This window comes from Kitasatospora sp. NPDC056446, from assembly GCF_042796115.1.
Taxonomy (GTDB): Bacteria; Actinomycetota; Actinomycetes; order Streptomycetales; family Streptomycetaceae; genus Kitasatospora.
In genome coordinates, this window is record NZ_JBHTRF010000031.1 from 32,485 (window position 1) to 51,034 (window position 18,550).

Sequence of the window (18,550 nt, forward strand, 5' to 3'; positions counted from 1 at the left end):
GCCCCCGGCGCCGGTCAGCCCTCGGTGTTGATCATCGAGGCGGCGGCGTACACCAGGTAGTCCAGCAGCTGCCGCTCGTGGTCGGCCGGCAGCTCCAGGCTCGCGACGGCCGCCCGCATGTGCGTCAGCCAGGCGTCGTGGGCCGCGCGGTCGACCTTGAACGGCGCGTGCCGCATCCGCAGCCGCGGGTGGCCGCGCCGGTCGCTGTAGGTGCGCGGGCCGCCCCAGTACTGCATCAGGAACAGCGCCATGCGCTCCTCGGCCGGGCCGAGGTCCTCCTCGGGGTACATCGGCCGCAGCAACTCGTCCTCGGCGATGCCCTCGTAGAACCGGTGGGCCAGGCGCCGGAAGGTCGTCTCACCGCCGACCTGGTCGTAGAAGGTCTCCTCGCTCAACGTGCCCCGCCGGATCTCTCTCACCCGACCATGGTCGCAGACGCCGACGGGGTCGTACACCGGGACCAAAGGCGTACGACCCCGGGGGATCGGTCGACGGCGGGACCGGCCGTCGGCGGTGGGAGGTCAGGAACCCTCCCGCCGGACGGTCAGGCGTCCTCCCACTTGAACAGCCGCCAGGAGATCCCGGTCAGCACGGCCGCGAACAGCAGCAGGCCGCCCATGGTCGGCAGCGCGTCCATGACGCCGCCGCCGCGGGTGAGCACCGACTGGGCGGAGCTGACCAGGTAGTGCAGCGGCATGACCTCGGAGACGGTCTTCAGCCAGCCCGGAGCGCCGTCCAGCGGGAAGAACGAGCCGGACAGGAAGGACATCGGCAGCACGATGATCTGCGAGATGCCGTTGGCCGCCTCCTCGGTCTTGGCGACCGAGCCGGCCAGCAGGCCGATCGACATGAAGGCGAGCGTCGCGCAGGCCACCAGCGGGATGATCAGCCACCAGTCGCCGGTGAGCTTGAGCCCGAAGAAGCCCGTGGCGACCACCAGGAAGACGGTGGTCTGGAGCAGCGCGGTCAGCAGCGAGACGACGATCCTGGAACTGACCACCGCGCCCGCGCTGATCGGCGCCAGCCGTAGCCGGCGCAGCACCTTGGACTTGCGCCAGTTGACCAGGGTCAGCGCGGCGCCGAACACCGCGCCGGTGGCGACCGCCCAGCCGAGCAGGCCGGGGGTGAGGAACTGGATCGGCTTGAGCGACTTGTCCTCGACCTGCTGGGCGTCCAGCACGTAGGCCGGCTTCTGGCCGGTGGCCGCCTGGTTGGCGCCCTGGACCACCGAGTCGAGGATGCCCTGGAGCGCGCCGGCGCGGACCGCGTCGGCGGCCGTGTAGCGCAGCTCGACGGTGCCGTCCGGGCCCTGCTTGATCAGCGCGTCGAAGTCGCCCTTGCGGACCTTCTCCAGGGTGGCGGCCTCGTCGTCGGTCCTGGTGATGGTGAGGACCTTGTCCAGTCCGGCCCGCTGGTCGCCCTGGATCGAGTCGAACAGCTTCACCGCGCCGACCTGCGCCACCTTGGCGTGCGGGCTTCCGGAGCCCTTGGTGACGCTGCCGAAGAAGACCAGGAACACCAGCGGGAAGAGCAGGATGAAGAAGGTCGCGGTGCGGTCCCGCTTCATGCCGAGCAGCATCGCGCGCGACAGGCTCCAGAACGCGCTGACCCGCTCCCGTTCGCCGGTGGCGCCGGCCGGGCCGCCCCGCCGGGCGGGCCCCTTCGGCTCGGTGGGGGTGGTGGCGGTCATGCGCGGAACTCCCGTCCGGTCAGCTGGAGGAAGACGTCCTCCAGGGTGGCGCCGCGCACTTCGAGGCCGCGCAGCGCGTTCTGCTCGGCCAGGACGCTGAGCACCGGGGCCGGAAGGCGGGTGGAGACGGAGAGCGAGACGGTGTCGTCCTCCAGGTTGGCGATGTCGGCGCCGGCCGCGGTCAGCAGCTCGCGGGCCCGGTCGAGCGGCAGCTGGCCGGAGGCCACGCTGATCCGGACGGTGTCGTCGATCTCGCGGATCAGCGCCGCCGGGGCGCCGGTGTGCAGGATCTTGCCGTGGTCCATGATCGAGACCCGGTCGCAGAGCACCTCGGCCTCGTCCAGGTAGTGCGTGGTGAGCACGACCGTGCGGCCCTCGGCGTTGATGTCGCGCAGGAGGTCCCAGAGGTTGCGCCGGGCCTGCGGGTCGAGGCCGGTGGTGGGTTCGTCCAGGAAGACGAGCTCCGGGTCGTGGGCCAGGGCGCAGGCGATCGACAGGCGCTGGGCCTGGCCGCCGGACATCTGGTCGGTCAGGGTGGCGGCCTTGTCGGCCAGGCCGACCCGCTCCAGCATCGCGTCGGCCCGCTTGGGGCCGACCCCGTAGAACGACGCGAAGGTGCGGATGGTCTCCCGGGCCGTCAGTTTCCGGAAGAAAGCGGAGGCCTGGAACTGCACGCCGATTCGCGGCAGCAGTTTCGGATTGCGCGGCCAGGGTGCCATCCCCAGCAGCTCGACCCGGCCCTCGTCCGGTTTCCGGACGCCTTCCAGGATCTCCATGGTGGTGGTCTTCCCGGCGCCGTTGGGGCCCAGGATCCCGTAGAACTCGCCGGCCTCGACGGTGAGGGACACCCCGTCGACGGCCTGCACATCCCCGTACCGCTGACGGATGCCGTCGGCGGATATAGCTGCAGTCATGTGCCCTGAGCCTAGGGCTTCAAGGGGGCCCCTGTGTACGCCCGGGACCGGAATTTGCAGCTTCTTTGAGGATTCCGGCACAAGGGCCGGGCCGGGCGAAAGTCGAATTCCGCCCGGCCCGGCCCGAGTTGTCCGTCAATCGGCGACGACGCCCGTTCCGGGAATCGTCCGACGCTTTTTCAGGAACCTCACGCCCGGTGCACCGTGATGGTCGTCCAGGCGCCGACGTGGATCCGGTCGCCGTCGTTCAGCGGCACCGCGGTGTGCGGGGCGATCGGCTCCGCGCCGCCGTTCACGGTGGTGCCGTTGGTCGAGTCCTGGTCCACCAGCACCCAGCTGCCGTCGGCCTGTTCGGCGAGCAGCGCGTGCTGGTGCGAGGCGCCCGGGTCCTCCGGCGGGACGGACAGGTCGATCTCCGGCACGGTGCCGCGGTGCTGGCTGCGCCGCCCGATCCGCAGCTGGCCGCGGCCGGTCAGCGGGATCCGGCGCTCGGGGCAGTACGGCGGGAAGAACAGGCCGGCCGCCTCGGGGCCGCTGCGGGCCATCATGTCGGTGAAGTAGTCCCGGTCGGCCGCGACCACGGCGATCCAGTTGGTCCGCACCGGCTCGGCCGGGGCGGCCTGCTGCGGCGGTTGCTGCTGCTGCGGCGGGGCGAGGTGGAAGGAGGTGCCGAAGTCGCCGCCGCGGTTGTTCGGACCGGGGCCGGCCGGCTGGGCGTACACCGGGCCGGAGTCCTCGCGCACCGGGGCCTCGGGGAACGCCGCCTCGGAGGCGGGCGCGTCGGGCCCGTTGCCGGTCGCGGCGGGCGGGTAGCCGTAGGTGTGCGGCTGCGCCGGGGCCTGTTGTTGCTGCGGGACGGGCGGCGCGACGGCCTGCCGGGCGGCCGGGGGCTGCTCGGCGGGCGCCTGGCCGTACGGGCCCGGCTGGGGGTGGCCCTGCTGCGGTGCCTGGTGCTGGGGCGCCTGGTACTGGGGGTCCGAGTGCTGCGGTGCCTGGTGCTGGGGCGCCTGGTGCTGCGGTGCCGAGTGCTGGGGCACCTGCTGCTGCGGGGTGCCGCCGTACGCCGCCGGGATGTTCAGCGGCTGCGCCGGGGCCTGGCGCCGCGAGGGGGTGGAGAGGTCGTAGTCGTAGCCGCACTCCTCGCAGAACCGTCCGGTCTGCGGGCTGCGGCAGATCGGGCAGACGGCCAGGCCCTCGGTGAGGCCCTGCTGCGCCCCGGGCGGCGGGAAGGCCCCCGGCGGGGGGACGGCGCCGGGCGGGGGCGGGTAGGCCCCCGGCGGCGGGTAGCCGGCGCCCGGCGGCATCGGCGGCGGGGGCGGCGGCGAGCCGAAGTGCGCGCCGCCGTGCTCCGGGTACCCGGCGGGTGCGCCGTGCGCGGGGCCGCCGGGCGCGCCCGGGTAGCCCCCGTGCGCGCCGGGGGCCGGGGCCGGCGGGGTCATCGGGAAGCCGCAGAAGTCGCACCAGTCCTCGGCCTGCGACTCGTGGCCCCTCGGGCAGATCGGCATCAGGTCCCCCTCGTTTCGGGCCGGCTCGGTGCGGTGTCGGGCCGGGGTGCCGGCCCGGTCACGTCTTCAGCGGTCACTTCTTCACACGTACCGTCTTGGTCGACCGGGTCTCGAGGGTCATCGAGTCGGCCTCGCTCACGTTCTTACGGAACCGAACCGTACCCTCCTTCGGGTCCACCACGTCCACCACCTTCTGCAGCAGCTTGTAGGTGCCGTCGTTCCCGGTCGCGTGCGCGATCCGGACGGCGGCGCCCAGCTTGGCGGTGGCGGTGTCGAGGTCCCCGGCGCGGTGGGCCTCCAGGCCCTCCTGGATGGAGGAGGCGAGCTCGGCCTGCCCGGTGTAGTGGGCGACCTGGGGGCTGATCCGGGTGGAGGAGGCCAGGTCGTCGGTCCAGACGGCCTTCACCAGGCCCTGGGTGAGGACCTCCGGGGTGCCGCCGCCGACCTGCGGGGGCAGCACCAGGCTGATCCGGGCGGCGAGCATCTCGCTGCCGATGGAGGCGGACGGGACCTCGACGCAGACGTGGTAGTCGCGGCTCTCGTCGCCCCAGGAGCCGGTGGGGTAGTCGCCGGCCCGGGGCCCGGCCTCGGCCCGGCGGCCGCTCAGGTCCTCGACCGCGGGGGCGACCTGCTTGACGAACTTCACGGTGGCGTTGGCCGGGGTCCAGATCCGCAGCGCGACGTCGGCGACCTGCTTGCCCATGGCGCCGGTCATCATCGTGCGGAAGTCCTCGGCCAGGCCGGAGGGTTCGGCGACGATGTCGACGGTGCCGAGCAGCGCGGAGGAGATCGTGCGCAGCTCGTCGATCCGCCAGTCGGTGCCGACGCCCCGGCAGTCGGCGGTGAAGTGGCCGGTGACCCGTTCGATGTTGCGGGCCAGGTCCTCCGCCGACTCGTGCTCGTTGTTGCCGTCGGTGAGCAGGATGGTGTGCCGGATGGCGATGTCGCGGCGGGTGAGGAAGAGCTTGTCGGCCTTGGCCAGCCAGGTGCCCATCGCGGTGCCGCCGGCCGCGGTGAGGCGGCGCAGCGAGTCCTTGGCCCGTTCGCGGGTGGCGGCGGAGGCGGTGGCGAGGGTGCCGTCGCCGGGGTAGATGTCGCGGGCCTCGTGGGTGCCGGCGACGACGGCGAAGGCGGTGCCGTCGCGCAGCGCGTCGATGGCGGCGGCGGTGGCCTCCCGGGCGCCGTTGATCTTGGTCTTGGGGTAGTCCATCGAGCCCGAGCAGTCCACCAGGATCACCACGGCCGCGGCGGACTCGGCCCCGGTGGACCCGGCGTCGGCGATCCCGAGCGGTCGGCCGCCGGAGGTGCCGCCGCCGGTCGCGGTGACGGTGACGATGGCGTTGACCTCGCGGGCGCCGTCGGCCAGGAACTCGTTCTGGAAGATATCCACGTCGAACCTGGGCAGGTTCGGCTTCGCCAGTGTTGCCATGGGGCGGTCGGCTCCCGTCGGGTGAGGGGGTGGATGCGGTCAGGGGCGGTCCGCCGGCCGGGCCGGCGGACCGTGGCGCACCGGCGTCCGGTGGGCGCCCGGTCGTCCCGGGCGCCGGACCGGTCGGGCCGGTCAGGACGGTCGGGACGGTCGGGCCGGTCAGGACGTCGGCGGGTGCGGCGGCTGCGGCGGGACGGGCGGTGCGGGCGGTGCGGTCGGCGGGACGGCCGGGGGCGCGGGCGGGGCCGGCGGGGCGGGGGGCAGCGGGGCGGCGGCGGAGCCGATCACCGGGAGGTCCGGCAGGGTCGGCTCGTAGTCCTCGTCGTCCTCCGGGGCCGGCCGGGCGGCCGGGGCCCGCCGTTCCAGGACCCGCAGGTCCAGGGCGGTGGGCGTCTGGTCGGGGTCGTCGGCCGGGACGGCCGGCGGCGGGTCGATCGGCAGCACGGCGACGGTGATGTTGTCGTGGCCGCCGGCGGCGACCGCGAACTTCACCAGGGTCTGCGCGGTGGCGAGCGGCTCGGTGCGGGCGTCCGGCCGGACGTAGTACGCCAGGTCGGTGGCCGCCTCGGCGTAGTTCCACAGGCCGTCGGTGCAGACCAGCAGGACGCCGGGGACGTGCGGGGTGAAGTCGAGGGTGTGCGGCACGACCTCCTCGGCGTCGGCACCGAGCCAGCCGGTGATCGCGTGGGCGCGCGGGTCGGCGTACGCCTCGGCCTCGCTCATCAGCCCGGCCTCGACCATCCGGGCCGCCCAGGAGTCGTCCTGGGTGAGCCGGAAGGGTTCGGCGCCGGCCCGGTCGTCCGGGATCCAGTACGCGCGGGTGTCGCCGACCCAGCCGATGGTGACCCGGCCGCCCGCCGCTATCGCGCTGACGAAGGTGCAGGCGGGCGCGTTGAGGTCGGGCCGGGCGGGGCCGGCGCCGTCGGTGGCGAGGCGGGCGACGGCCTCGGCGGCGTCGGCGATGGCCCGGCGCATCGCCTGCCCGTGGTCCCGGCCGGCCTCCAGGGAGGTCAGCAGGGACTCGGAGGCGGCGTCGACGGCGGTCTCCGAGGCCTCGTCCGGGCGCTCGGAGGAGGAGACGCCGTCGCAGACCACGGCGACCACGACCGGTTCGCCGCCGGGCAGCGAGGTCGCGGCGACGGTGAAGCAGTCCTCGTTGCGGTGGTGGCGCACGCCGCGGTCACTGACCCCGGCGACGCCCGCGAGCGCCTTCTCCATGTGGTCGCGCGGGCGCGGCTGGGCGCCGCCGCAGCCCTCGCAGTAGCCGTCCGGGGTGACCTGCGGCTGCCCGCAGTGCACGCAGACCGGCCCGCGCTGCGGCGGTACGGCCCCGCCCCGGGCGGCGGCCCAGCCGGTGGGCATCGCGCCGGGGGCGGCCCGGCCGTCCCGGCCGGCCCCGCAGGAGCCGCAGTAGGCGTCCTCCGGTTCCATCGGCTCGGCACAGTTCGGGCACTCGGTCTGCTGCGGCATCGGTTACACCCACGTCCTGGGACGGGCGCGGTTGGCCCGTTCCACCATCTCGATCCTGGTCTCGGCCCGGTCGGCCAACCGGGCGAGTACCCGGTAGGACTGTTCCAGGGCGAAGCGCAGTTCCCGCTCCTGTGCGGGACGTCCGAGGACCACCAGGTCGGCGGTGTGCCCGGAGCCGGCCCGTCCGGCGCCGACCCAGCCGAGGGCCGCGCCGAGCACCTCGACGGAGAGCTCCTCGCGGCGGCGGTCGTCCAGCTTGAGCGCGGTCAGCTGCGCGGAGCCGGCGCCGAGGTCGGCGGCCAGTTCGTCGGTGGCGGGCCGCTCGCGCAGCCGGGCGCGGACGGCGGCGATCCGGGCGGCGGTGTACTGGCTGGAGGTGGCCGGGACGGACTCCAGGACGCGGACCGCGCCGGCCCGGTCGTCCTCGGCCAGCCGGACCCGGGCCAGCCCGAAGGCGGCGCTCAGGTAGGCCTGGTCGGTGGCCCACACCAGCCGGTAGAACTCGGCCGCGTCGCCGCCGTCGCCGATCAGTTCGGCGCAGGCGGCCAGGGCCAGCTTGGGCGCGGCCTCGCCGGGGAAGGCGTCGTAGACGGCGTCGAAGGACTCGGCGGCGGCGCGCAGGGAGGCTACTCGCCCGCTCGCCTCCGGGCGCGCGGGGGCCGACCCGCTCCCTTCGGCTCGGGGAGCGCCCCCGGAGCCGTTGTCGGAGGCCCCGACGAGGGCGGTCAGGCCTCGGTACCAGACCACCCGCCAGTCGTCGGGGTGGTCCTGCTCCAGTTCGTCGAGGCGGGTCACGGCCTCGCGGTGGCGGCCGAGTTCGAGCAGGGCGCGCAGTTCGCGCAGCCGGCTCTCGGTCGAGGCGGCGGGGGCGCCGCCGAGCGCGACGAGCGCCTCCTCGGGGTCCGGGGAGAGCAGGGTGGCGAGGAAGCCGGCGTTGGGGTCGCCCGGGTCCACCCGGGGGATGGGCAGGGCGAGCGCGGCGGCGGCCGGGTCCAGGTCGGTCACCCGGAGCTGCCCGGCCTGTTCGGTGGGCAGGACCAGTTCGGTGTCCACGACGCGCAGCTCGGGCCCGAAGAGGGTGGAGGGCGCGGGGTAGGGCCGGTCGTTGCGCAGGGCCAGGATCTCCCGCAGTACGCCGGTGAGCTGGTCGGCCATCTCCTCGGCGGAGGCGAAGCGGCGGGCCGGGTCCGGGTCGGTGGCGCGGACCAGCAGGCGGTAGTACGACTCGTACCGGGCGAAGACCTCGACGTCCTCCGGGCCGGGCAGCGAGTCGCGGTAGGTGGTGCTGTAGCCCTGGAAGTCGAAGGTGAGCACCGCGAGGGTGCGGGCCACGGTGTACAGGTCGGAGGCGGGGGAGGGGCCGTCGGTGGCGATCTCCGGGGCCTGGTAGCCGACGGTGCCGTAGATCGGGCCGTCGTCGTCGAGGCGGCGGACGGCGCCCATGTCGATGATCTTGAGCGTGTCGCCGCTCTGGATCGCGTTGTCGATCTTGAAGTCGCAGTACACCAGGCCGCGGCCGTGCAGGTAGCCCAGGGCCGGCAGCGCCTCCAGCGCGTACGCGATCGCCTGCTCGACCGGCAGCGGCTCGCGCCGGCCGTCCGGGGTGCGGCGCTCGTTGGCGATGTCCTTGAGCGACTTGCCGCCGACGTACTCCATCACGATGTAGCCGTCGGTGGCGCCGGTGCGCAGGTCCGGGTGCTCGGCGAAGTTGATGATCCGGACGATGCTCGGGTGGTCCACCTCGGCCAGGAAGCGCCGCTCGGCGACGGCCACCGCCAGCGCGTCCTCGTCCCCGGTGTCCAGCAGGCCCTTGAGCACCACCCACTTGTCGTCGAGCCGCCGGTCCACCGCCAGGTAGATCCAGCCCAGCCCGCCGTGCGCCAGGCAGCCCACCACCTCGTACTGCCCGCCGACCAGGTCCCCCCGGCGCAGCTTGGGCGTGAACGAGTACGGCGTGCCGCACTTGGTGCAGAAGCCGTCCGGGCGGCCCGGCCGGCCGTTCTTCTCCCGGCCCACCGGGGTCTCGCACTTGGAGCAGAACCGCTTGCGCTCGGGCACCTCGGGGTTGTCCAGCACCGCCTGGGCCGGGTCGGCCGTCTCGACGGTCGGCACGGTGACCAGGCCCGCGCCCAGCCGGTTGCGGGTGCCGGCGCTGGAGCTGCCCCGGGTGGAGCGCGCCGAGACGGAGCGGCTGCTGCCGGTGCGGGTCGAGCGGTGCGAGCGGGAGCGGCCGGACATCGAGCGGGCCGAGCCGGTGCGGGTCGAGCGGACCGAGCCGCTGCGGCCGGAGTCCGGGACGGCCCGGGCGGAGGGCAGGTAGGGCTGGGTGGTGCCGGTGTCGCCGCCGGGCGGGGTCAGGCCGCACTCGTCGCAGTAGCCGTCCGCGTCGACGGTGCCGGTGCAGTCGCGCGGGCAGGGCGAGCCCGGACCGGCGGCGGCCGGTGCCGCCGTGGCGCCCGCCGTGCCTGCCGCCCCCGTCGTGCCCGTCGCCCCCGTCGTGCCCGTCGTGGGCGGTGCGGCGGCGGCCGGGGCGAGCCCGCACTCGTCGCAGTAGCCGTCCGCGTCGATCCTGCCGTCGCCGGAGCACTCCGGCCGTACGCACGTCCCGCCCATCAACCTCAGCCCCCCTGAACCTGTCCGTCGACCGGCGTCTGGCCGGTCGTCTCCTGCCCCTGCGCGGCCTCGGTCTGGGCCGGCCGCAGCGACTGCTGGAACCGGGCCACCGCGGCGGCCGCCGCCCGCAGGTCGCACGGCGCGCTCCACAGCAGCCAGCGCGCCTTCTCGTACCGCTCGATCACTTCCGGGTCCTCGGAGACCCGCAGCCGGGCCGCCATCGCCTTGTAGGCGTCCAGCCGGCCGCGCAGCTCGGCCCGGACGGCCAGCGGCTGGGTCACCTCGGTGAGCGACTGCCGGGCCCGGGTCAGCTCCTTGGCGGCGGCGTCCTCCAGCGTCTCCAGCAGCGGCGCCAGCCGGCCCCACTGCCCGCTCTGGCGCAGGTCCAGCGCCGCGACGATCCGCTCGCGCAGCGCCGAGGCGGGCCCCGGCACCGCCGGGACGTCGCTGGACGCTATCTTCGCCAGCACCTCGCCGCGGGCCCGGCGGGCCTCGGCCAGCGTGGCGTCGGCCCGCTGGAGCAGGTCGCCGACGCCCTGGAGGCGCTCCTCGGCCTCGTCGCGCAGCCGCAGCAGGTCCTCCAGCTCCAGCCGGACGCCGTCCAGCGCCCGCCCGGCCCGGTCGAACCGCTCGGTGTCCACCACCCCGGCCGGCCCGGCGAAGGCCGAGCCCTCCGGCACCGTGCCGCGCTGGGCGGGCACCCGGGCCGGGCGCCACAGCGCCAGCGGGTCCCCGTGCACCTCGGTGCGCAGCCCGGTGAGGTCCTGCTCGATCCCGGCCAGGTCGTCGTCCAGCGGGTGGCTGCCGGGGCGCACGCCGAGCGAGCCGGCCAGCGTCCGCACCCGGTGCAGTTCGGCCAGCAGCAGGTCGATCCGGGCGGGCAGCGCCGACCAGACCGCGTCGGCGGCGCTGACCACCTCCAGCACGGTGGCGTACCAGGAGTTCATCCGGGCCATCAGCGCGTCCAGGCTGATCCGCTCGACCAGCTTGGCGGGCGCGCCGAGCAGTTGCGGCCCGTCCGGCACCGCGCCGCCCGGGACGGTCACCGCGTCGCCGGTCAACAGCTCGCTCAGCTCGGCGAGTTCGGGCCCGCCGGGCTTGGCCTTGCGGGCCCGTACGGCGCGCGCCGAGGCCAGCGCCTCGGAGTAGCGGTCGAACAGCGCCCAGAGCAGCGGCAGTCCCTTCCCGGCGACCGACCAGCGCTCCAGGGTGCGGCCGGCCAGCTCGGCGCCGTCCAGCAGCCGCAGGCCCGGATGGTCCTGCAGCGCGAGCAGCGCCGACTCGACCGCGTCCCGCTCGGCGCCGAGGCGCGCGAGGGCGCGGTCCACCTCCTCCCGGCTCAGTACCGGGCCAGCCGATGCCGCCACCGCGGTGTCCTTCCTTCCTCGCGTGCGATCCCGACGTCCGTGACGCGCGATCCCACGACATCCCCCGTGTCCACCACCGGTCTCCCCGCGGTGATCGTCCCGAACCCTAGCCGGTGGCCCTCCGGGCGCGACGGGCGCGGGGCGTCAAGACGCCGTCAACGGCCCGTCGGCGGTCCGGCCCCCGCCCCCCGGCGGGCGCCGGCGCCGTCACTCGGCGGGCCAGTACAGGGCGGGGTCCTTGGAGCCGTCCGGCAGGAACGGCTGGACCCACTGCTCGAAGGAGTGCTCCCAGCCCGCGTTCTTGTCCCGGTAGAAGTCGCCGATCACCTGGTTGACCCGGGCGATCAGGTCGGGGCGGTCCTGCCGCATCGCGACGCCGACCTCCTCGGGCTGCTCGAAGCCGTCCACCAGCCGGACCGTCTGGTCCTGGGCGCTCTGCCCGGCCGCCAGCTCGTCGTCGGTCATGGTCGCGTCGACCTGGCCGAGCTGCATCCGGACCAGGCAGTCCAGCTGGTTGTCGACCCGGAGGATCTGCTGGCCCGGCCGCTTGGACAGCACGGTCTCGGCCACCGAGCCGGTCGCGGCGCACACCGTCTTGCCGGTGAGCGCGCCGCCGATGTCGGTGGCCTGGGAGGAGTGCGGCACCAGGACCCGCTGCTTGATGTTGAAGTACCCGTGCGAGAAGGCGATGCTCGGCTGGTCGCAGCGGACCGTCATGGTGCGGATGACCAGGTCGACCCCGCTGCCGTCGGTGGCGGTGAGCGCCGGGATCCGGTCGGCGGTCGCCACCGGCTTGAGCTTCACCTTCTTGTCGTCGCCCATGATGTCCCGGCCGATCCGCCGGGCGAGGTCGATGTCGAAGCCTTCGAGTTCGCCGGTCCTCGGGTTGCGGGCGCCCCAGCGGTAGCTGTTCTGGTCCACCCCGATGATCAGGGTGCCCTTGGCCTTGATGGCCTTCACCGAGGCGCCGTCCACGGTGCTCGGCGCCACCGGGGTCGGCTTGCAGGCGCCGTCCTGCTCCTGCCCGGCCGCGGCGGCGGCCTGCGGGAGGCCGGTGACGGCCTGCGCGGCGCCGGCGGCGGGCGCGGCGCCCGACGGGCCGCTGCCGCCGAGTACGGCGGCCGCGGCGGTCAGCAGGGCCAGTGCCGCGGCGGGCCTGGTACGGGCGGTTCTCCTGCGCATCTGTCCGTTCCCCCTCACCGGTACTCGGCCAGTCGCCGGCCCAGGCCGCCCAGTGCGGCGGCCGCGGCCGCCAGACCGAGCAGCGCGGCGCCGACGGCGGTGTTCCGGAGGTCGTTGTGGGTGCCGCGGGCGGCCTTCAGGAAGGTGTCCTGCTCGATCCCGGCGGCCTGGGCGAGCGCCTGGTCGACGGCGTGGAAGGTGGCGTCGGAGGTCGGCGCGCCGCCGTCGGCCGACACCGTCGCGTCCAGCGCGCCCTGGTAGTCGGAGTCCTTGACCTCCTTGGCCCGGGCGGCGTCGTGCTGCCCGTGCCAGACGTCGTACTGCCGGGCGGCCTGGAGGAGCGAGGGCCGGGCCGCCGAGGGGGCGGCCGTGAGGGCTGTCGGCAGCGAGCCCGTCCGCCGCTCCATCGGAGCGCCGGTGTCGTCCTTGCCGACCAGGCTCGTGGTGGTGTCGTCCCACTGCTTGACGTACTTGGCGGTCGAGCCGCGCGCGACGTAGTGCAGGTTCTCGGCCAGCCGGGCCTTCAGCACGTCCACCCGGGCGGTGTTGAGGGCCCGCAGCGGGGCACCGCCCTCCTTGTCGGCGCGCACCAGCGCGGCCGAGGTGGTCAGCCCGGTGACGGCGAGCCAGAGCCCGCCGGCCAGGACGGCGGCGGTGGCGCCGAGCAGGCCGGGGTTGAACACCCGGTTGGTGCGGCGGAACAGGGTCACCTGCACCCAGACCAGGGCGGCGAGGGTGACCGCCGCCAGGCCGTAGGCCGCCCAGGGGGTGGACTTGGCGTCGGCGTAGTCCTTGGCCAGCGCCTCGTTCTCGATCCGGGTCAGTTCGACGGCGGCCGGCAGCAGGCCGTTCTGCATCTGCTCGGAGGCGTACCGCAGGTAGGCGCCGCCGAGCGGGATGCCCAGCCGGTCGTTCGCCCGGGCGGTGTCCACCAGGCCGGCGTAGACCGGGAGTTGCTGGTTCAGTTTGCCGAGCTGCGTCCGGGCGGCGGGCGAGGTGGTCCGGGCGGAGGCCTCGGTGATCAGCTGGGCGGCCGTCTTCAGGTCGTCCGTGTAGTCGGTGCGGACCTTCTGCGGCTCGTTCCCGGCGAGCAGGAACCCGGTCGTCGCGGTGGTGGCGGCGTCGGCCAGGCGGCGGTGGATCTCGGCGGCGTCCCGGCTGAGCGGCTGGCCGTACGACACCACCCGGTCGGCGGCCTGCGCCCTGGCCGTCAACTGCCAGGCGGTGAGCGCGCCGAACGCCACCGTCAGCACCGCGAGCACCACGCCGGCCAGCCGCAGCCGGCCGGGCGCCGTCCGGGTGGCCTGCGCGAGCCGGCCCCGGACCCCGCCGACGACAGCGACGGCGCCGGCCCGGGGGCGCCGGGCGGGCACCCCGCCGGGCCCGGCCGCCGGGGGCGCGGCCGGGCGCGGGAGCACCGCCGTGCCGGGTGCCCCCGGTGCTTTCTGTGCTCCCGGTGTTCCCGGTGCGGCCGGCACGGCCGGTGCTCCCGGCGGCTGGTTCGGCCGTGCCGGGACCGCGGCGCCCGGTGCGCCGTTGCCTACTGGTCTTGCCACCCGCCTCATCCTCCCCTGGGGCCGGACCCGTCCCGGGCCCGGCCGATGGCAGCAGTATGGCCGCGACTCCCCCCGGCCACACCCGACTTGCGCCGGTCTTGAGCATGTCGTGCACGGTTCCCGTCCGCCCCCGTACGGCCGGGGCGCGCGGCGCGGTGCCGGGCGCGGGCGCGCGGTCCGCACCCCCCGTGCCGCCGTTCGTGCCGTCGCCCGTTCCGCCGTTCGCACCGCCGCCCGTACAGCAGGGGCGGTGAACCGTCCGACGCGGGCCGCACCCTACGCGGTTCCGCCGACAATGCGGAGCGCGGGGGTCCGTTCGTGGGCGCGCGCTCCCGGGTGCGGCACCCCCTCCCTCCGTACGATGGACACATGCGCCTGCTTGGAACGATCTCGCCCGACCGTCCGCTGCTCGTCGTCGCCGTCCGCGAGGAGGCGGCCCACCTGGACGACCGACTGCCCGTGCTGCTCACCGGGATAGGGAAGGTCAACGCGGCCGCCGCCCTGGCCGCCGTCCTCGCCCAGGGCGAGAAGCCCTCCGAGGTGGTCAACCTGGGGACGGCCGGTGCGCTGCGCCCCGGCTGGGAGGGCACCCACCACGTGGTCCAGGTGATCCAGCACGACCTCGACACCGCCGCCTTGCAGGCGCTCACCGGGCGGCAGTACGGCGCCCCGCTGGTGATCGGCAAGGGCGACGGCCCGGTGCTCGCCACCGGTGACCTGTTCGTCTCCGACGCGGACGCCCGCGACCGGCTCGCCCGGCACGCCGACCTGGTCGACATGGAGGGCTACGCCGTGGCCACCGTCGCCCACCGGGCCGGGGTGCCGGTGCGGCTGGTCAAGCACGTCAGCGACGAGGCCGGCGACGGCGCGGGGCACACCTGGCGGGAGTCGGTCGACGACTGCGCCCGGCACCTCGCCGACTGGGTGCTCGCACAGGGCTGGTGAGCGGCCGTCAGGGGCGGAAAACCGGCAGGCCGGCGACGGCCGGCGACGGCCGGCGACGGCTAGGGTGGCGCGGTGACCGAGAACACCGACAGCAAGCTCACCGACACCCGCCCGCCGACCCTCAACGCGGACGAGCCGACCACCCTGCTCGCCTTCCTCGGCTACCTGCGCTCGGCGGTGATCGCCAAGGTGGAGGGGCTCTCCGACGAGGACGCCCGGCGCCCCGGCGTGCCCTCCGGCACCAGCCTCCTGTGGCTGGTGCGGCACCTGACCGTGGTCGAGCACAACTGGTTCGAGTGGGCGTACGGGGGAGTGGGCGAGCGGCCGCGCTCGACGGACGACGACCTGGACGGCGCGACCGTCGCCGCCGAGGTCGCCGCGTACCGGGAGGCGATCGTCCGGTCCGACGCGGTGGCGGCGGACGCCCCGGACCTCGACCGGCCGGGCGCGCGCTCGCTGCGGCCGGACGCCGTCGAGGGCCCGTCGCTGCGCTGGGTGCTGGTCCACATGATCGAGGAGACCGGGCGGCACGCCGGTCACGCGGACATCATCCGCGAGCAGCTGGACGGCGCGGTCGGGCGCTGACCGCCCGGGCCGGGACGCGTGACCCGCCGGGTCACGCGTCCCCGCCGGGCCACGCGGTCACGTCGGCGTACGGGTCATGCGTCCCGGAAGTCCGAGAGGTCCAGCGCGGCCAGCCGCTCGGGGTCGGTGAGCACGTCGATCGAGACGATCGCGCCGTCCACGACCGCGAACGCCATGACCGACAGCGCGCGGCCGTTGTCGCCGATGACCACGGCGCCGGCCGTGCCGTTGACCAGCGCCGGGCGGGCGAACGGCGACAGCGTGCCCCACAGGACGGCCTGGCCGGCCACCACGGAGGCGCCCGAGAGCACCACGGTGTGCCGCGCCATCGCCGTCCCGCCGTCCGAGCGCAGCACCACGTCCGGGTCGAGCACCGCGACCAGCGCGTCCAGGTCGCCGTTGCGGGCGGCGGCGAAGAAGGCGTCCACGACCAGGCGCCGGCGGCCGGGGTCGGGGTCCGGCGCGGGCGCCTGCTTCTGCACCTTGCGGCGGGCCCGGCTGGCCAGCTGGCGGGTCGCGGCGGCCGTCCGTTCGATCAGCGGGGCGATCTCGTCGAACGGCACCGAGAACAGGTCGTGCAGCACGAAGGCGACCCGCTCGCCCGGCGACAGCGACTCCATCACCACCATCAGCGCCAGCCCGACCGAGTCCGCGAGCAGGACCTCCTGCTCCGGGTCCGCCACGTCCTCGCGCCGCAGCAGCGGGTCCGGTATGCGCGGCGGGCGCGGCTCGTCGCCCGGCCCGGCGGGCTCCAGCGGTTCGTCGCGGCGCAGGGCGCGGGCGCGCAGCAGGTTCAGGCAGAGCCGGGAGACCACCGTGGTGAGCCAGCCGCCGAGGTTCTCCACCCGCGCGGTGTCGGCGCGGTCGTACCGCAGCCAGGCCTCCTGGACGGCGTCCTCGGCCTCGCTGAGCGAGCCGAGCATCCGGTAGGCGACCGCGCGCAGGTGCGGGCGGTGCTCCTCGAAGAGCGCGGTCCGGGCAGATTTGTCGTCCACCGTGTCGTCCACGTGTCACATTCCTTCGTCGCCGGGGGTCAGGGCTGCAGGAGCCACCCAACAACGGCTGCGGCGGGGAGATCAACTCCCCGCCCGGGACGCATCGGAGACGACCGTGACCAAGAACCCCGCGACCGGGAAGCCCGCCACCCCGAGGCCGGCCACCGCGAACCCCGTGACGGAGGACGCCGCCGCCGACGACCCCGCCGCCGGGAGCCCCGTCCTGGTGACCGGCGGCACCGGCACCCTCGGCCGGCAGGTCGTGCCGCTGCTGCGCGCGGTCGGGCGGCCGGTGCGGGTCCTGAGCCGGCGGGAACGCGCCGCCGCCGACGGCGTGGAGTACGTGCGCGGCGACCTGCTCGGCGACCCGGCCGAGGCCGCCGCCCGGCTGGACGCGGCCCTGGCCGGCGTGGACACCGTGCTGCACCTCGCGGGCGGCCCCAAGGGCGACGACGCCGCCACCCGGCTGCTGGTCGCCGCCGCCCGGCGGGCCGGGGTGCGGCACCTGGTGTACATCTCGGTGATCGGCGCGGACCGGATCCCGCTCGGCTACTTCCGGGCCAAGCACGCCGCCGAGGAGGCGGTGGCCGGCTCGGGCCTGCCGTACACGCTCCTGCGGGCCGCGCAGTTCCACGACCTGGCGCTCACGGTGGTCGAGAAGATGGCGCGGCTGCCGGTCGTCCCGGTGCCCGGCGGGGTCCGCTGGCAGCCCGTGGACGTCCGGGAGGTCGCCGCCCGGCTGGTGGAGGCGGCGTTGGACGGGCCGGCCGGGGTGCTGCCCGAGCTGGCCGGCCCGACGGTGTACGGCATGGGCGAGCTGACGGACCGGTACCTGGAGGCCCGTGGCCGCAGTCGCCGCCGGCTGCCGGTCCGGGTGCCCGGCAGGATCGGGCGCGCGTACCGGGCGGGGGAGAACCTGGCCGGTACGGGGGCGGAGCACGGGCGGCGGACCTGGGAGGAGTTCCTGGCGGAGCGGTCGGCGGCGTGAGCCCCGCCGGGCGCGGGGGCGGGCACGGGGGCGGGCGCGGGGGCGGGCACCAGGGGGGCGGCTCCGGCGCCGGGGGCGGTGTCGGCGGTGCGCCGTAGGGTGGCCGCCATGTCCCTCCTCGACGCGATCCGCGCCAACCCCGCCGCCGCCGACTTCCTGGCCTGGCCGGGCGACTTCGACCTGGAGCACTACCCGCACGTGGAGGAGGTCGAGCTCGCCTCCGGCGCCGCCCTGGAGCCGGTGGCCAAGGACGGCGCGGGCGGCACCTTCTTCCTGTGCGGCGAGGGCGGCGAGGAGCGGCCCGTCCTGTACGCCGACTCGGAGGGCGGCGCGGCCCTGCTCGCCGTCGGGCTGCCGGAGCTGGTCCGGCTGCTGCTGACCGTGCCGTGGTGGCGGGACTGCCCGAGGCTGACGGCGGCGGAGAGCGCGGCGGCGGCCGAGGAGTACCTGGAGGACGAGCCCGGCCTCTACGCCGACCGGGACGCGGCCGCCGCCGCACTCGGCCTCGAACTCCCCTCCGTGGAGGAGGCGTTGGCGCGGCTGCGGGAGGTCGCGTGCGGCCTCGGGGCGTCGTTCGTGCTGCTCAACGCCGAGGAGGGCACCGAGTACGACCCGCTGTTCATCGCGTAGCGGTGGTCCGGCCGGTAGCGGTGGTCCGGCCCGTGGCGGTGGTCCGGCCCGTGGCGGTGATCCGGCCCGTACCGCCGGTTCAGGACGCGGCGTCGAGGACCTGCCGCGTCGTCACCACCTTGGCGAACCGGGCCGCGTGCAGGACGGTGGCGGTGGCGCGGGAGAGTTCGGCGGCGGTGAGGGTGGTGCCGTCGGGGCCGGTCATGTCGAAGCCGTGCATGGCGTCGGTGGGGAAGATCGCGTCGTAGCCGAGGTTGCCGGCCATCCGGGCGGTGGTCTCGTTGCACACGTTGGTGATGATCCCGGTGACCACCAGCTGGCGGGCGCCGCGTTCCTGGAGCCAGGCGTGCAGGTCGGGGGTGCCGTAGAAGGCGCTGTTGACGGTCTTGGTGATGTGCAGCGCCGGGGTGGCCTCGGCGACGAAGTCCTTCAGCGCGTACCCCGGCGTGCCCTCGACCAGCGGCCCGACCGGGGAGGCGTGCTGCACGGTGACGATCGGGCGGCCGGTGGACTGCCAGGCGCTGATCAGCTCGGCGATCCGCTGCTCGGCCTGCGGGTTGTCGCGGGGGCCCCAGAAGTCGTAGTCCTCGAAGCCCTTCTGGACGTCGATCACGATGAGGACGGCGTCGGAGTCGAGGGTGAGCGGGGCGTCGAAGGCGTCGGTGTTCGTCATGCGTCCAT

The 18,550-nt window shown here is 75.3% G+C and carries 16 protein-coding genes; 4 read left to right on the forward strand and 12 right to left on the reverse strand.

Going from position 1 to position 18,550, the window contains the following annotated elements; genetic code table 11:
• Window positions 1-14: 14 nt before the first annotated feature.
• From ACFQ6N_RS20615 to ACFQ6N_RS20660, 10 genes are all read right to left on the reverse strand, one after another.
• Window positions 15-419, reverse strand: coding sequence for a globin (locus ACFQ6N_RS20615; RefSeq protein ID WP_380650758.1), 405 nt, complete (start codon window positions 417-419; stop codon window positions 15-17).
• Between the two features lie 125 nt (window positions 420-544).
• The gene (locus ACFQ6N_RS20620) at window positions 545-1,690 is read right to left on the reverse strand and encodes an ABC transporter permease (RefSeq protein WP_380650760.1); all 1,146 of its coding nucleotides are present in this window, start codon (window positions 1,688-1,690) and stop codon (window positions 545-547) included.
• Window positions 1,687-2,604, reverse strand: coding sequence for an ABC transporter ATP-binding protein (locus ACFQ6N_RS20625; protein ID WP_380650762.1), 918 nt, complete (start codon window positions 2,602-2,604; stop codon window positions 1,687-1,689). Before ACFQ6N_RS20625 ends, ACFQ6N_RS20620 begins: the two co-directional genes overlap by 4 nt.
• A gap of 188 nt (window positions 2,605-2,792) precedes the next feature.
• The gene (locus tag ACFQ6N_RS20630; RefSeq protein WP_380650764.1) at window positions 2,793-4,109 is read right to left on the reverse strand and encodes an FHA domain-containing protein; all 1,317 of its coding nucleotides are present in this window, start codon (window positions 4,107-4,109) and stop codon (window positions 2,793-2,795) included.
• A gap of 73 nt (window positions 4,110-4,182) precedes the next feature.
• Window positions 4,183-5,538: a VWA domain-containing protein gene (locus ACFQ6N_RS20635; protein ID WP_380650766.1), complete on the reverse strand. Its 1,356-nt coding sequence runs from the start codon at window positions 5,536-5,538 to the stop codon at window positions 4,183-4,185.
• Between the two features lie 159 nt (window positions 5,539-5,697).
• Window positions 5,698-7,008 carry a protein phosphatase 2C domain-containing protein gene (locus ACFQ6N_RS20640; RefSeq protein WP_380650768.1) on the reverse strand — a complete coding sequence of 437 codons (1,311 nt, stop codon included), beginning with the start codon at window positions 7,006-7,008 and terminating at the stop codon, window positions 5,698-5,700.
• Between the two features lie 3 nt (window positions 7,009-7,011).
• The gene (locus ACFQ6N_RS20645) at window positions 7,012-9,621 is read right to left on the reverse strand and encodes a tetratricopeptide repeat protein (RefSeq protein ID WP_380650770.1); all 2,610 of its coding nucleotides are present in this window, start codon (window positions 9,619-9,621) and stop codon (window positions 7,012-7,014) included.
• Window positions 9,622-9,626: 5 nt separating this feature from the next.
• A complete protein-coding gene (locus ACFQ6N_RS20650; RefSeq protein ID WP_380650772.1) occupies window positions 9,627-10,988 on the reverse strand; it encodes a hypothetical protein in 1,362 nt (453 codons plus the stop codon).
• Window positions 10,989-11,195: 207 nt separating this feature from the next.
• Complete coding sequence (locus ACFQ6N_RS20655; RefSeq protein WP_380650774.1) at window positions 11,196-12,170, reverse strand: transporter substrate-binding domain-containing protein; 975 nt, start codon at window positions 12,168-12,170, stop codon at window positions 11,196-11,198.
• A gap of 14 nt (window positions 12,171-12,184) precedes the next feature.
• A complete protein-coding gene (locus tag ACFQ6N_RS20660) occupies window positions 12,185-13,648 on the reverse strand; it encodes a hypothetical protein (RefSeq protein WP_380650776.1) in 1,464 nt (487 codons plus the stop codon).
• Between the two features lie 447 nt (window positions 13,649-14,095).
• Between ACFQ6N_RS20660 and ACFQ6N_RS20665 the strand changes: the two genes are divergently transcribed.
• Both ACFQ6N_RS20665 and ACFQ6N_RS20670 read left to right on the forward strand, forming a co-directional pair.
• Window positions 14,096-14,671 carry a nucleosidase gene (locus ACFQ6N_RS20665; protein ID WP_380650778.1) on the forward strand — a complete coding sequence of 192 codons (576 nt, stop codon included), beginning with the start codon at window positions 14,096-14,098 and terminating at the stop codon, window positions 14,669-14,671.
• Window positions 14,672-14,743: 72 nt separating this feature from the next.
• A complete protein-coding gene (locus ACFQ6N_RS20670; protein ID WP_380650780.1) occupies window positions 14,744-15,256 on the forward strand; it encodes a DinB family protein in 513 nt (170 codons plus the stop codon).
• Window positions 15,257-15,330: 74 nt separating this feature from the next.
• Here ACFQ6N_RS20670 and ACFQ6N_RS20675 read toward each other — a convergent pair whose 3' ends face one another.
• Complete coding sequence (locus ACFQ6N_RS20675) at window positions 15,331-16,263, reverse strand: sigma-70 family RNA polymerase sigma factor (RefSeq protein ID WP_380650782.1); 933 nt, start codon at window positions 16,261-16,263, stop codon at window positions 15,331-15,333.
• Between the two features lie 163 nt (window positions 16,264-16,426).
• Between ACFQ6N_RS20675 and ACFQ6N_RS20680 the strand changes: the two genes are divergently transcribed.
• Window positions 16,427-17,239: an SDR family oxidoreductase gene (locus ACFQ6N_RS20680; RefSeq protein WP_380650877.1), complete on the forward strand. Its 813-nt coding sequence runs from the start codon at window positions 16,427-16,429 to the stop codon at window positions 17,237-17,239.
• 108 nt (window positions 17,240-17,347) lie between these two features.
• A complete protein-coding gene (locus ACFQ6N_RS20685) occupies window positions 17,348-17,869 on the forward strand; it encodes a hypothetical protein (protein ID WP_380650784.1) in 522 nt (173 codons plus the stop codon).
• Window positions 17,870-17,948: 79 nt separating this feature from the next.
• On the opposite strand, the gene ACFQ6N_RS20690 is transcribed toward ACFQ6N_RS20685, so the two are convergent.
• Window positions 17,949-18,542: a cysteine hydrolase family protein gene (locus ACFQ6N_RS20690; protein WP_380650786.1), complete on the reverse strand. Its 594-nt coding sequence runs from the start codon at window positions 18,540-18,542 to the stop codon at window positions 17,949-17,951.
• Window positions 18,543-18,550: the final 8 nt, after the last annotated feature.

Excerpts from the sequence above, each read along its gene's own strand:
- ACFQ6N_RS20620 (WP_380650760.1), bottom strand. The coding sequence starts at position 1,690 with ATGACCGCCACCACCCCCACCGAGCCGAAGGGGCCCGCCCGGCGGGGC.
- ACFQ6N_RS20625 (WP_380650762.1), bottom strand. The coding sequence starts at position 2,604 with ATGACTGCAGCTATATCCGCCGACGGCATCCGTCAGCGGTACGGGGAT.
- ACFQ6N_RS20630 (WP_380650764.1), bottom strand. The coding sequence starts at position 4,109 with ATGCCGATCTGCCCGAGGGGCCACGAGTCGCAGGCCGAGGACTGGTGC.
- ACFQ6N_RS20635 (WP_380650766.1), bottom strand. The coding sequence starts at position 5,538 with ATGGCAACACTGGCGAAGCCGAACCTGCCCAGGTTCGACGTGGATATC.
- ACFQ6N_RS20640 (WP_380650768.1), bottom strand. The coding sequence starts at position 7,008 with ATGCCGCAGCAGACCGAGTGCCCGAACTGTGCCGAGCCGATGGAACCG.
- ACFQ6N_RS20645 (WP_380650770.1), bottom strand. The coding sequence starts at position 9,621 with ATGGGCGGGACGTGCGTACGGCCGGAGTGCTCCGGCGACGGCAGGATC.
- ACFQ6N_RS20655 (WP_380650774.1), bottom strand. The coding sequence starts at position 12,170 with ATGCGCAGGAGAACCGCCCGTACCAGGCCCGCCGCGGCACTGGCCCTG.
- ACFQ6N_RS20665 (WP_380650778.1), top strand. The coding sequence starts at position 14,096 with ATGCGCCTGCTTGGAACGATCTCGCCCGACCGTCCGCTGCTCGTCGTC.
- ACFQ6N_RS20685 (WP_380650784.1), top strand. The coding sequence starts at position 17,348 with ATGTCCCTCCTCGACGCGATCCGCGCCAACCCCGCCGCCGCCGACTTC.
- ACFQ6N_RS20690 (WP_380650786.1), bottom strand. The coding sequence starts at position 18,542 with ATGACGAACACCGACGCCTTCGACGCCCCGCTCACCCTCGACTCCGAC.